Source organism: Leptolyngbya sp. BC1307, from assembly GCF_002286735.1.
Lineage (GTDB): Bacteria > Cyanobacteriota > Cyanobacteriia > Phormidesmidales > Phormidesmidaceae > Phormidesmis.
Window position 1 is genome coordinate 15,973 of sequence record NZ_NRTA01000045.1, and the last position, 11,936, is coordinate 27,908.

12 protein-coding genes are annotated in these 11,936 nt (G+C 55.3%); 8 read left to right on the forward strand and 4 right to left on the reverse strand.

The window, feature by feature from the left end; translation table 11 throughout:
• Positions 1–65 precede the first annotated feature (65 nt).
• Positions 66–776 (reverse strand): COP23 domain-containing protein, encoded by a 711-nt coding sequence (locus tag CKL79_RS18275; RefSeq protein WP_121970998.1) that lies wholly within the window; start codon positions 774–776, stop codon positions 66–68.
• A gap of 235 nt (positions 777–1,011) precedes the next feature.
• On the opposite strand from CKL79_RS18275, the gene CKL79_RS18280 reads away from it, so the two are divergent.
• The 6 genes from CKL79_RS18280 to hpsE all read left to right on the forward strand — a co-directional run bounded on the left by CKL79_RS18280 (position 1,012) and on the right by hpsE (position 8,019).
• The gene (locus tag CKL79_RS18280; RefSeq protein WP_121971007.1) at positions 1,012–2,955 is read left to right on the forward strand and encodes a S9 family peptidase; all 1,944 of its coding nucleotides are present in this window, start codon (positions 1,012–1,014) and stop codon (positions 2,953–2,955) included.
• A gap of 3 nt (positions 2,956–2,958) precedes the next feature.
• Positions 2,959–3,216, forward strand: coding sequence for a DUF6737 family protein (locus CKL79_RS18285; RefSeq protein WP_240518954.1), 258 nt, complete (start codon positions 2,959–2,961; stop codon positions 3,214–3,216).
• A gap of 62 nt (positions 3,217–3,278) precedes the next feature.
• Positions 3,279–3,650 (forward strand): DUF2237 domain-containing protein, encoded by a 372-nt coding sequence (locus CKL79_RS18290; protein ID WP_121970999.1) that lies wholly within the window; start codon positions 3,279–3,281, stop codon positions 3,648–3,650.
• 201 nt (positions 3,651–3,851) lie between these two features.
• On the forward strand, positions 3,852–5,756 hold the full coding sequence (locus tag CKL79_RS18295) for an S-layer homology domain-containing protein (RefSeq protein WP_121971000.1): 1,905 nt from the start codon (positions 3,852–3,854) through the stop codon (positions 5,754–5,756).
• A 104-nt stretch (positions 5,757–5,860) separates the two neighbouring features.
• On the forward strand, positions 5,861–6,772 hold the full coding sequence (locus CKL79_RS18300) for a cation diffusion facilitator family transporter (RefSeq protein WP_121971001.1): 912 nt from the start codon (positions 5,861–5,863) through the stop codon (positions 6,770–6,772).
• A gap of 254 nt (positions 6,773–7,026) precedes the next feature.
• The gene (gene hpsE, locus CKL79_RS18305; protein WP_121971002.1) at positions 7,027–8,019 is read left to right on the forward strand and encodes a hormogonium polysaccharide biosynthesis glycosyltransferase HpsE; all 993 of its coding nucleotides are present in this window, start codon (positions 7,027–7,029) and stop codon (positions 8,017–8,019) included.
• Positions 8,020–8,067: 48 nt separating this feature from the next.
• Here hpsE and CKL79_RS18310 read toward each other — a convergent pair whose 3' ends face one another.
• The 3 genes from CKL79_RS18310 to CKL79_RS18320 form a co-directional block, all read right to left on the reverse strand.
• On the reverse strand, positions 8,068–8,820 hold the full coding sequence (locus CKL79_RS18310) for a hypothetical protein (RefSeq protein WP_121971003.1): 753 nt from the start codon (positions 8,818–8,820) through the stop codon (positions 8,068–8,070).
• 73 nt (positions 8,821–8,893) lie between these two features.
• Complete coding sequence (locus CKL79_RS18315; protein ID WP_121971004.1) at positions 8,894–10,270, reverse strand: Na+/H+ antiporter NhaC family protein; 1,377 nt, start codon at positions 10,268–10,270, stop codon at positions 8,894–8,896.
• On the reverse strand, positions 10,260–10,739 hold the full coding sequence (locus CKL79_RS18320) for a GNAT family N-acetyltransferase (RefSeq protein ID WP_121971005.1): 480 nt from the start codon (positions 10,737–10,739) through the stop codon (positions 10,260–10,262). The genes CKL79_RS18315 and CKL79_RS18320 overlap by 11 nt, the downstream gene beginning before the upstream one ends.
• A gap of 159 nt (positions 10,740–10,898) precedes the next feature.
• Here CKL79_RS18320 and CKL79_RS23970 point away from each other — a divergent pair, with 159 nt between their 5' ends.
• Positions 10,899–11,051, forward strand: coding sequence for a hypothetical protein (locus tag CKL79_RS23970; RefSeq protein WP_240518955.1), 153 nt, complete (start codon positions 10,899–10,901; stop codon positions 11,049–11,051).
• Complete coding sequence (locus CKL79_RS18325; RefSeq protein WP_240518956.1) at positions 10,999–11,793, forward strand: LysR substrate-binding domain-containing protein; 795 nt, start codon at positions 10,999–11,001, stop codon at positions 11,791–11,793. The genes CKL79_RS23970 and CKL79_RS18325 overlap by 53 nt, the downstream gene beginning before the upstream one ends.
• The last annotated feature ends 143 nt before the right edge of the window (positions 11,794–11,936 follow it).

The following is an 11,936-nucleotide window of genomic DNA, read 5'->3' on the forward strand; positions in this document are numbered from 1 at the left end:
AGCCCGCTAGAGGTGTCTCTGTCAAGATGCCAGGCAGTCTAAACTAAGCGAGTAGCGGCTTATCACTACCGAAAATTGTCAGGGTTAAGCGGACGGCTGGGCTGAGCAGATGGACGGAGGGCGGAGCCTGTGCCGCCATCGGCTGTATCTAAGAAGGGTTTGAGGTTAATCGCGTCGGCGGAAGTACCCGATGACGGAAAGTTTAGAATTTCGCCGAGCTGTCCGAGGATGTTGCTGCCATTACCTGTGAAGGTATTGACGACGGTCGTGTCGCTGCCAGCGTCGGCTTGGGCCAGGTTTTCAAAGACGCGATCGCGGGTCACTACCGGATTTTGACCGGGGGGTACGGTAAAGACAATCTGACACTGTCCGGGTGTTTGCTCGGTGGTAGCGCAGACGATATCATAGCCGTTTTCGACGCCGACTTGCAGATCAACTAGGCCCTGAGGGCGGTACGATTCTAAGCGATCGCTGATGGTGTAGCAGCGTCTTTCAGCCGTCCAGCCGCCGCCCATTTCTCCGGGGGTGGCCCAGGGGTAAGCCTGTTCAGGCTGGCTTTCGGGCTGATACATCACTGTGAATTCGCCCTGATAGAGCTGGCAAGCAAACCGGGCATCGGCTGGGAGTTCGCTACCTTCAGCCGCTGGCTCTACTTCGGGAACGGGCTCGGTGCTCTGAGCATGGCCAGGGAGGGCCACCAGACCAGACAAAAGCCCTGTGCAGAGGGCACTGCCGACCAAAGTGCGACCGCGCCGACCAGGTGTATAAGCTTTCATAGGAGAGTGTCTTTTACTTCTTGCTCAGGTTAGCGCGCCGACCAAATTTTAGGGTGCGGCGATGGACAATCTGGGCCAATTCTAAAACTGGCTGATGGGCGATCCTGCCCTTTATGGCCCTCTTTATGGCGTTAGCGTGTTGCATAATCGGCTGGCGCTAAGGAGAATGGAAGATGTTTTCACCCCAGGGTGGCAGCAGCTCTTTTTATTCTGCACTCGATTTTGCACTTGTATTATGGTCAACACAGCGCCGTACGGATCTTGGCGATCGCCCATCACCTCAGATCTAATCGTCTCTAGTTCCTTGCGGCTGGGGTCTGTACGGCTAGATGGCGCAGATATCTACTGGAGTGAGCTGCGTCCGACCGAGGGAGGCAGACAGATCGTAGTGCGTCATGGCCCAGAAGACGCCCTGGGCAGCGTTACCGATATCACGCCCGATCCTTTCAACGTGCGCACGCGGGTGCATGAGTACGGCGGTGGGGCGTATCTGGTAGATCAGGGCACGGTATATTTTTCTGATTTTGCCGATCAGCGGCTCTACCGCCAGCAAGCAGGCTCAGCACCCGAAGCGCTAACGCCCGCTGTGACGCCCGTTGCCGGGCTCCGCTATGCCGATGCAGTGGCCGATCCGCTACGGCAGCGGCTGATCTGTGTGGTAGAAGACCATCGACAGTCAGGCGAGGCGGTAAATGCGATCGCTACCGTATCTTTCACAGGTGGCTCTCCCCGCATTTTGGTTAGCGGTAACGACTTTTACTCATCACCCCGGCTCAGCCCAGATGGCACCCAGCTCGCCTGGATTACCTGGAATCACCCGCAGATGCCCTGGGATGGCACTGAGCTATGGCTGGCCAAAGTTAGCGAAGACGGCAGCCTGAGCCGACCGCAGCGACTGGTGGGCAATGTCAAAGAGTCAGTCTGTCAGCCGCAGTGGTCGCCGGGCGGAGCGCTACACTTCATCAGCGACGCCACTGGCTGGTGGAATCTATACCGCTGGGAGGGCGAGCGGGCGCAGCCGCTGTTTCCGATGGAGGCAGAGTTTGCCGGTCCGCAGTGGAACTTTGGCCAGAGCAGCTACGGCTTTGAAGATAGGCAGACTATTCTCTGCACCTATATATACGAGGGGACGACGCGGCTCGCCCGGTTTGATACGCTGGCTCGCTCTATGGATGAGCTAGAAATGCCTTATTCGGGCATTGGCAGCTTGCAGGTAGGAGACGGCTTTGCGGTTTTCTTAGCGGCCAGTACGACCAAGGCCAGCGCCCTGGTACGGTTTGATCTGCTGACCCAGAAAATGACTGAGCTGCGCCAGTCCAGCAGTATTACGGTAGATCCGGGCTATGTGTCAGAACCGGAGGTGATTTCATTCCCGACAACAGGCGGATTTAACGCCTATGGCATCTACTACCGGCCTCAGAATAAAGACTACGAAGCGCCTGTGACCGAGCGACCACCGCTCTTGGTAAAAACTCACGGTGGCCCGACTGCTGCGGCTTCTAGCGCGTTTAATTTGGCGATTCAATACTGGACGAGTCGGGGCTTTGCGGTGCTAGACGTAAACTATGGCGGCAGCACGGGCTATGGCCGCGCCTATCGCAACCGACTGCAAGGGCAGTGGGGCATTGTCGATGTGGATGACTGTGCCAATGGTGCCCGCTACTTAGTTGAGCAGGGCAAGGCCGATGCTGACCGGCTGACGATTGACGGCGGCAGCGCGGGTGGATATACGACGCTGGCGGTGCTGACCTTTCGCGATGTGTTTAAGGCGGGGGCGAGCTACTACGGCGTGAGCAATATGGCGAGTCTGGCAGCGGAAACGCACAAGTTTGAGTCGCGCTATTTAGATAGTTTGGTCGGGGCCTATCCTGAGGAGAAGGCGGTTTATGAGGCGCGATCGCCTGTCAACGCAGTCGATCAGCTCTCTTGCCCGATCATTTTCTTACAGGGCTCAGAAGATAAGATCGTGCCGCCCAACCAGGCCGAGACGATGGTGAATGCGCTCAAAGAAAAAGGTATTCCGGTGGCCTATCTCCTGTTTGAAGGCGAGCAGCACGGCTTTCGCAAAGCAGAGAATATTAAGCGATCGCTAGACGCTGAACTCTCTTTTTATTCGCAGATATTTGGCTTTGAGCTAGCTGACAAGATTGAGCCGGTAGAGATTTTTAGGAGAGATTAGACAATGGTGGCAGAAGGAGAGAATTTGGGTGAGCTGATGGCCGACTCTATCTGGCAGATGAAGCCGTGGTGGTGTCAGCCCTGGTCAATTGTGCTCACAGGCGTCGCGATTCCAACCGGTTCCTGGCTACTGTTGCATCGGCTGTGGATAACGCTGCCGGTAGCTGGCGTCATCGCGCTCTGGTGGGTGTTGTTTTTAGGGCTGGTACCGGCTCAGTATGCAGCGGCAGTGAGAGAAAATGCCCGGATGAGAGAGAGCTGACCGCTTCATAACAAGCGCTGCCCATTGAAGATTTGCAAACGTAACATAAGGAGACTTGTCGGATGGCCGAGACCGAGAATGTATTAGGAACTAAGCTGCAAACCTGCTGCACGGCACCGATGACCGGCTTTTATCGCGATGGCCTGTGCCAGACGGGGCCGCAAGATCGGGGGGTGCATGTGGTCTGTGCGCAGCTAACAGAGGCTTTTTTGAGCTATACCAAGGCTCAGGGAAATGATTTGAGCACGCCTCAACCGGCCTATGGATTTCCTGGGCTGAAGCCGGGAGATAAATGGTGCCTGTGCGCGGCCCGATGGCAAGAAGCGTTAGAAGATGGCGTGGCTCCGCCGGTAGACTTAGCGGCGACTCACAAAGCAGCGCTTGAGCACGTCAGTTTAGAAGTTTTGGAGGCTAATGCGATCGCAGCCGACTGAGCTTTCATGGCTGCTCTGCCGTAGATAGGTGGTCAGCCAAATTTATAACTGGTTGCCAAAAGCACTGCCACAGCGGCGTCTAGAGGCTGATCGTAGCTTAACCCAGTCGGCCAAAACACTAACCGGCCCTCAAAATTCACCAGCCTGGTGATACCGATGAGATATTGAGAGCACTCTACTCTGAGACATCGGGACTTCGTCATGTTTGGTCAAAATAAGTACGTCAATACCGCAGTTGCGCTCTCCAGCGTCCTGACGGTGAGCATGGTGACGCTACCGGCGTCTGCGCAAACCCGCTTCAGCGATGTCGGCAGCAGTTACTGGGCCAGTCAATACGTGCAGTCGCTGACGGCTACTAACGCCATTAGCGGGTTCCCTGACGGCAGATTTCAACCCGATGCACAGATGACGCGAGCACAGTTTGCGGCTGTGATTAGCGGGGCTTTTGTCAGCGGTAATTTTCCTCAGCCGGTCGTGCGTGAGCCGATTACCTTTAGCGATGTGCCTGCAAACCACTGGGCCGCTAGCGCCATCTCTACGGCTTACTCTAGAGGCTTTTTGAGCGGCTACCCCGACGGTACGTTTGGGGTGAATAAGCCAATTACCCGCCTAGAAGTACTCGTGGCGCTGTCCAACGGTCTGGGCATAGAAAAGCTGGGTCAGCCCGGTGAATTATTGAATGCTTATGCGGCTGGTTTGGGCATTGCTCAGCCGGTGGGTGAAACTGAGCCGCTGTTGAACGTCTTTAGCGACCGGAGTGAGATACCGGCTTGGGCAAGAGATGCGATCGCCGCCGCTACCCACTACCAATTTGTCGTCAACTATCCCAACGTGCAGCAGCTCAACCCTCAGCGCAATGCTAGCCGCGCCGAAATTGTCGCGATGGCCCACCAGGCGATGGTGCTCACTGGAAAAGCCAACCCGATTGCGTCTGCCTATGTGCCTGCGACTAGCCTCGCTGTAGAGCCGCCGACTGAGCCGCCCGCTGAGCCAGTCTCAGGCACACCTACCGAAATTACCGCTGACCTGATCGCGTCTTTAGAGAGCGCCGACACCACCGTACAGCAGGCCGCCGCCGATACCCTGATCGAAACTGGCGCAGAGGCTGTGCCTGCCCTGGCAAATGCTCTGGAATCTGACAGTGCGCAGACGAGAGCGATCGCTGCCTACGCCCTCAGCGAGATTGGCACTGCCGCAGAAGCTGCTACGCCCGAGCTTTTAGATGCCCTGCGAGACGATGACGAACTGGTGCGTGCCCTGGCGACTAGCGCCCTGACAAACGTAGGGCTAGACCAGTCAGTGCTGACCAATATTTTAGTATCCGCCGTTCAAAACGAATCGGGCCTGGTCAAAGACATTGCGGCTGATGCGCTGGTAAATATGGGCAGCGATGCCGTGCCGGCGCTGGGTCGCTTGCTGGCAGACAATGCGACTAACAGCATTGCCCGGCAAACCGCCGCAACGCTCATTGGCAACATTGGCTCGGCTGACGACCTCGGTACCCTCGCTCTACGCTCAGCAATTCCCATTCTGGCAGACCAGCTTAACGATAGCGACAGCAGCGTCCGTCAGGCTGCGGCTTCTGCCCTGGGCGACTTTGGCCCGCTTGCAGGAATCGCCCTGCCGGCTCTATCGCAAGCGCTGCTAGGCGAAGACGCTACTGTCAGTCAGACGGTTGCAGGCACGCTGCTAAAAGTGGGGCCTGAATCGATTCCTACCCTCACCGCTGCGCTCAATAGCGACAATGCGCTGGTGCGGCTCTACGCGGCAGATGCCCTGTGGACGCTGACTGAAGACCGCGATTTGATCCTGCCAACTTTAGTCTCGGCGGCGACTTCTAGCGATTTTCGAACCCGTGAGCTGGCGACCTTAGGGATTGCTTATCTGGGCAGACAGGCCGTGCCAGCGCTGCCCTTCTTGAATCAGCTGCTAGGTGATCGCGACTCTCGCACGCGCGGCATTGCCCAAACTGCCCTGGAAATTGTCGGCAGCAACCGACAGCCCGCTTCTAATCTCGGCATTATCGGCAGACAGACCCGCAGACTCACCAGGATTCCGGGAGCCGTGCCAGCAGTCGTGAGAGCGGTTACCCGGCTGTGGCGCTAATGCTTCATCTCCGTAGGGTCCCGTGAAACCGCTATCTTGAGCAGTCGGGCGAGCGCTATGATGATGCCTGACTGCTCGTTTTTGCCTACTTATTGACGGGAGCTATGTCAACGGGTTCTAAGACCTCCATTTACGCGGCGATGGCGGCTAATGTTGCCATCGGCATTGCCAAATTTATTGGCGCTTCTATCAGCGGCAGTTCTGCCATGCTCTCAGAAGGCATTCACTCGGTTGTCGATTCGGTGAATGAAGTGCTGCTGCTGTACGGGCTGAAGCAAAGCGAGGCGATCGCCGATGAGCAATACCCGCTAGGTCGTAGCCAGGAGCTGTACTTTTGGTCACTGATAGTAGCGGTGCTGATTTTTTCGCTGGGGGGTGGCCTGTCGGTGCTGCAAGGAATTCACAGCCTGCAACAGCCCGAAGCCGCTAGCAATCCGCTGGTGAGCTATGGCGTACTCGGGGCGGCAGCGCTGTTTGAAGGGGCCGCGCTAACAGTCTCCATTCGGGAATTTAAAAAGGCACAGACTAACCCTGACCTGGGGCTGTGGAAGGCGATTGGCCAAAGTAAAGATCCGGGCGCTTTTATTGTGATTGTCGAAGACTCGGCGGCGCTGGTGGGGCTGGCGATCGCCTTTGCTGGCGTGTGGCTGAGCGAATTTACGAGCAATCCGGTTTACGATGCGATCGCCTCTATCTCAATTGGTATTTTGCTGACGGTTGTCGCAACCGCGCTAGTCGCCAAGACAAAAGGCTTGCTAGTCGGAGAAAGCGCCTCGCCCGAGACCCGCGAAAGCATCAAGGCTATTGTCCGCGCTGATGTCGCCGTCTCCGCTTCCGAAGCCCCGATCACCCTGCATTTAGGGCCGCGAGACGTGCTGCTAGCGCTAAATATTGAATTCAACGACGAGCTTTCTTCTGATGAGATAGAAGCAGCGGTACGACGAATTGAAAAGAAGATTAAAGCGACCCATACAGAAGTAAAGCGCATTTTCATTGAGGCGGCTTCGATGGTGTGATCTCTCTTACATTCCCTTACTCGCTTGTCTGCCTGCGTAAGTTTTCTGAAACCTGACGCTGTCTAACCCATCCGTCAACCCGCCTTTTTGCAATCCTCGCGAATCCTTTATAAAAAGGCATTTTCCTGGTTTGAATTATTACTGAGCGGCCCCGTCTCTAGATTTCGCCCGTGATACTATCGGACATGGCTCGCGGCCAGCCTGATATTCCGATATGTCCTTCCGCGCATCGCTCTACCCATGTGAAACAGACTATGGCTCTCGCAGATCAAGCACACAGTCAGCCACAGCCGGGCCTAGATGTTTCGGTTGCTATCCGCGCCTACAACTCTACAGAGACAATCGGTAAGATCTTAGATAAGCTCAAGTCACAGACTGGTACAGAAGGAATCAACTGGGAAATCATTGTCGTTGACAACAACAGCACCGACGACACTCAGAAAATCGTGCAAGACTACCAGGCTAGCTGGGATCGGCCCTACGCTCTAAAGTATTTTCTCGAATCTAGACAGGGCGCTGCTTTTGCGCGGCGGCGAGCGATCGCCGAAGCCACTGGAGAGATCATCAGCTTTCTCGATGACGATAATTTCCCCGACAGTCACTGGGTCGCCGAGATCTATGCTTTCGGTAAGGCTCACCCCAAGGCAGGTGTATTTGGCAGCCGCATACGCGGAGAATTTGAAGTCACTCCTCCCAAAAACTTTAGAAGCATCCAGGGATTTCTCGCAATTAAAGAATATGGCGAAACTCCTCGCCTTTTTAACGCCGATAAGCTTGACCTGCCCGCTGGCGCAGGGATGGCCGTCCGCAGACAGGTGTGGCTCGACAGCATACCCGACCAAATGCGGCTAAAGGGGCCAGTCGGCAAGTCTTTAGCTTCTAAGGGTGAAGACTTTGAAAGCATGGTTCATATCAGCCGGGCGGGCTGGGAAATCTGGTACAGCCCCAAAATGTGCATCTATCACCAGATTCCGGCCTGCCGACTGGAGAAAGATTATTTGCTCAAGCTGGTGCGCTCTAGCGGCTTGAATGTCTGTACGCTGCGCCTGACCAAGGCTAAGCCCTGGCAAAAGCCGGTGATCGTCACCCGGATCGTCTTGGGTAATTCGCGCAGAGCCGTCAAGCATTTCTTTAAGCACAGAGGACGTTTTGAAGACGATGTGGTAGCTAGCTGCGAGATGGCATTTTTTGTCAGCAGCCTGATCAGCCCACTGAATCATCTAAAAAACACCCGATCAGCTAAATAGCTGATCGGGTGTAGGAAAAAGAGAGAAGTCAGCAGAGATCCTGTCGTCCTACTGTGCTAGCGGTCTCTTCTCTCGCTTTCTTTTGTAGAACTGTGAGGCGGCAATGCCAAAGCTGTAGAGAATGCCAGCGTTGCTGCCAGCACCGACGGCTGCGCCTACTAACGGCACCAGCTCAACTACGCTCAGTCCGGTCTTAATAGCGCTAGAGGTGCCAACAGAGAAGGCAAAAATAGTCAGCGCTTCGCCTTTGCGAGCCGGGTCATCCGCATCAAAGCTGTAGGCGGCAGCAATCCGGTAGAGCATTTCTGACTGGAGAGCGGCGATCGCAGCTAGATCAACGGCAAACAACCCCAAAGCCACTGGCGGAATAATGTTAGTCGCTAAGCCAATACCGCCCGCTTTGATAGCCGTATCGACGATAATGCGGTGGGCCAGGTCTTCGGCGGATTCAGTCGGATGCTTCGCTTTGAGCTTGGCGACATCGGCCTCAGCCTTTTCTTTATCGACCTTACCTAAAGCGCTGGTGAGCCACTTAAGACCGGGAATTTTGGCAACATAGTCAATAGCTGGGTTTTCGGCAATGGGGTGAAGGGTTTTACCAACGTTCTCAGTCGTTTGCTCCAAGGCAGTATGGGCAGACTCTGTCGCTGCTTCACCCACACGGCTGGACGTATCAGCAGCGGCGGTAGAAACTTTATTGAAGATCTGAGTGCCAACGGCTGAGACCAAGCTGCCAAGCTGCTCTGCCTGAGCAAATGCTTGGGTGAGGCTAGCAGTCATCTGGTTTTGAGTGTCGGTCATAGCGCTGCACAGAGATAGCGGTGCGGTTAAATTTGACTCATAGAATATCGAGTTTGTTGAGTAACCGCCTCTGCTATAAGACAGGCTTTTGTTTGCCGACGGGCGAATGTCTGAGGGCAGCGAATAGCGGTAAGAGGAGCAGATAGGCCATGTAGGGGATAAACCCTGGGCCGACGGCTAGCACTGTGGCTGGTATCAGTCCGGCAATATTCCAGGGGATGATGGGCGCGATTACGACGGCGGTATCTTCTAGCGCAAGGGCTAGCTGCTGGTCGCTAATGGGTTCACTCTGCCAGTAGGCTTGATAGTGGGGCTGCATGATCTGCCCGGTGAGCAAAATGGCGATGGTCTGGGTGCAGCCAAAAAGATTGGTGAGGGTCGCGATCGCTACTGTTGCCCCTCCCAACTGACGGCGCGTTTGAATGCGGTTGAGCCAGATATCAAGGCAACCCAGCACCCGGCTCCCGGCAAAGATGCCAGCAAAGGCTGTAGAAAGTAGGACGATCAAGGTGGCTTTGGCCATTGGTAGCAGACCGCCGCCTAAGAGAATGGTACTAAGCGGCGTAGCGTCGTTGAGGTGGTAGCCAAATAGCGTGAATTGAACAATCTCGATAAAAGAATAGTGTTGGAGATGATGGGCGATCGCCACTGCCAAACCAATACTCGCTAGCATTGACAGCTTGACATCTACCCGCAGCAGCGCCAGCAGCACAATCGCAGCAGCGGGTAAAAATGTAGTGACTGAAAGATCGAAGGCTTCGGGCAGCGCAGTGGTGAGGGTGTTATCAGTGAGCTGTACTGGATAGAAGATTGCCAGAGCAGCGTAAAACCCTAAAGAGAGAAACAGCGGCCATAGGCTACTCCTTATCATGTTGCGTAGATTGTTGTATAGCGATGTGTGGGTTACGCTCGCTACTAAATGAGCGCTAGAAGACATGGGAGAGCAGCGATCGCCTACAAAAGCCCCGGCAATAATCGCGCCTGCTACCGGGTCAACATCGCCGCCGCCGCTGCGTGCCATTACCATCAGCGCTACGCCCAAAGTGCCCACCGTGCCAAATGAAGTGCCCATCAGCACAGAAACAGCGCCAGTGAGTAAAAACGCCCAGAGAATGAAAAAGCGCGGGGAGATCAGGCCGGTGCCATAGTAGACCAGCGCTGGTACCGTACCTGCTGCCATCCAGACAGCAGTGACCATGCCGATCAACAACAGGACTTTGACCACAGGCAGAGACTGGCGAGCCCCTATAAAACCCATCCGCAATAGAGATTTCAGAGAGAAACCGCGCCGCATTAGCATGAGAATGAACAGAATCAGCGCTGCTAGCAGCGGATAGGCCATGAAGCTGCCAATCAGCGCACTGGTGACCAGCAGCGCAAACGAGATCAGCAATACGCCGATGAGATCAAGATTTTTGAACAGCGCGGTATCAGAGAACTTAGGAGACATGCTGAGCGATCGCTGCCTGACTGAGCCTGCATAGGTGAACCTGGGTTTGCAATTTGCCCCCCATGCGCTCGTAGAAGCGGATGCCCCCTTGGTTGTGAATATCGACCGTCCAGTCGATGCGGCCACAGCCATGTTCATGAGCAATCTGGCAGAGCCGCTGAATCAGGTCAGTACCGATGGACTGATTACGATGTTCACTTTTGATAAACAGATCGTCTAGCCAAAGGCTGGGCTGGGCGCGAAAGGTGGAGTAGGTGAAGTGATAGCTGGCAAAGCCAACGGGGATGTCCGAGTCGGTTTCTGCTAGCAGAACATGCGCCAGTGGCTGTGAACTAAACAGCGTGTTGTTGAGCTTTTCAGCGGTAGCCGTGACCGCCGCCGGGCAGCCATCAAACTCAGCTTTTAGATGAATTAGGCCAAGCAAGGTATGAAGATCGGCGGCGGTGGCTGGGCGGATGTGGTGGGGCATAAGCGATCGCCTGAGCAATTTTTCTTACTGTAGGGGCAGCGGTCTAACGCAGACAACGCATGGGATGGATGGCTCGTATCGACGGTATCGATGGCTCTGGCGACCGCTTTCCGCTCTACTAGAAAGGCGCAATTAAAATAGGCGTGATTAAAAGGGGCTATGGTCAAAACAGCCGACGGGCAACCCAAAATCTCACAGCTAGTGGCGCTGGTGGCCGTCGCTGAGCAGGCAGGGAGGCTTCAGCGCGGCGGCGCTGCAGTTGGGCGTAGCTCAGTCAACGGTGAGTCATGCGATCGCTACTCTCGAAGCTGATTTGGGCGTTGTCTTACTTTTGCGCAGCCATTCAGGGGCCGTACTGACTCCTATCGGCACGCAAATTTGTCAGCAGGCAAAGGGTGTACTCGATCAGCTTAAGGGCATTCGGCAGACGGCGAATCAGGCCAGAGAGCTGCATACCGGGCGAGTGCGGATAGCGACTGTGCGCACCGTGGCGACTCATATTTTGCCTAATGTGATCTCTCAGTTTCGGCGATCGCATCCCGGTCTGAGTGTAGATATTGCCGAGCACGATCTCTATGCCGGGGTAGAACAGGCGCTGCGAGAGGGTCGGGCTGATGTGGGCTTTACGCTGCTGCCGGTTTCGTCAGAGTTTCAGTCGTGGGAGTTGTTTCGAGAAGAATTTGTAGTGCTGCTGCCACCTGGCGAAGACCAGGGGCCGCTGACCTGGGAGCAGCTAACCAGCTATGCGCGAGTGGCTAATTTGCGATCGCATGCCCACAATCAGCTCGTCGATGTGCATTTATCTCGCTTTGGCCATCGTCTGCCGATAGATTACGAAGTGCGAGAAGATTCTACTTTGATGGGGCTGGTAGAAAAAGGGTTGGGCATCGCTGTCCTCGCTAGGTTAGAGGCCGAACCGATTCCGATGGGCGTCAGAGTAAAGTCTCTGCCCGAACCGCTAGAGCGCGTCGTCGGCGTGGCTATTTTAGAAAATGCGGTGCTACCTCGGGCGGTGTTTGTCTTTTTAGATGTGCTGCTGGCCATATCTATTTAGGGCCTGCTGAAAAAGTATAAACTGCAGTGTTTTCAGTAGTTTCTGGGGGTATCAACTCAAGGCGGGAAAAGCAGAGCTTCTAGTCAAGTAACAAATAGCACATTGGCCAGGCGGATAGAAAAAGCTCTGCGGCGAAGCCCAGA

What these genes read in the sequence shown, in the direction of transcription:
- hpsE (WP_121971002.1), top strand. Translation starts at nt 7,027, where the DNA reads ATGGCTCTCGCAGATCAAGCACACAGTCAGCCACAGCCGGGCCTAGAT.
- CKL79_RS18275 (WP_121970998.1), bottom strand. Translation starts at nt 776, where the DNA reads ATGAAAGCTTATACACCTGGTCGGCGCGGTCGCACTTTGGTCGGCAGT.
- CKL79_RS18280 (WP_121971007.1), top strand. Translation starts at nt 1,012, where the DNA reads ATGGTCAACACAGCGCCGTACGGATCTTGGCGATCGCCCATCACCTCA.
- CKL79_RS18320 (WP_121971005.1), bottom strand. Translation starts at nt 10,739, where the DNA reads ATGCCCCACCACATCCGCCCAGCCACCGCCGCCGATCTTCATACCTTG.
- CKL79_RS18300 (WP_121971001.1), top strand. Translation starts at nt 5,861, where the DNA reads ATGTCAACGGGTTCTAAGACCTCCATTTACGCGGCGATGGCGGCTAAT.
- CKL79_RS18285 (WP_240518954.1), top strand. Translation starts at nt 2,959, where the DNA reads ATGGTGGCAGAAGGAGAGAATTTGGGTGAGCTGATGGCCGACTCTATC.
- CKL79_RS18290 (WP_121970999.1), top strand. Translation starts at nt 3,279, where the DNA reads ATGGCCGAGACCGAGAATGTATTAGGAACTAAGCTGCAAACCTGCTGC.
- CKL79_RS18295 (WP_121971000.1), top strand. Translation starts at nt 3,852, where the DNA reads ATGTTTGGTCAAAATAAGTACGTCAATACCGCAGTTGCGCTCTCCAGC.
- CKL79_RS23970 (WP_240518955.1), top strand. Translation starts at nt 10,899, where the DNA reads ATGGTCAAAACAGCCGACGGGCAACCCAAAATCTCACAGCTAGTGGCG.
- CKL79_RS18310 (WP_121971003.1), bottom strand. Translation starts at nt 8,820, where the DNA reads ATGACCGACACTCAAAACCAGATGACTGCTAGCCTCACCCAAGCATTT.
- CKL79_RS18315 (WP_121971004.1), bottom strand. Translation starts at nt 10,270, where the DNA reads ATGTCTCCTAAGTTCTCTGATACCGCGCTGTTCAAAAATCTTGATCTC.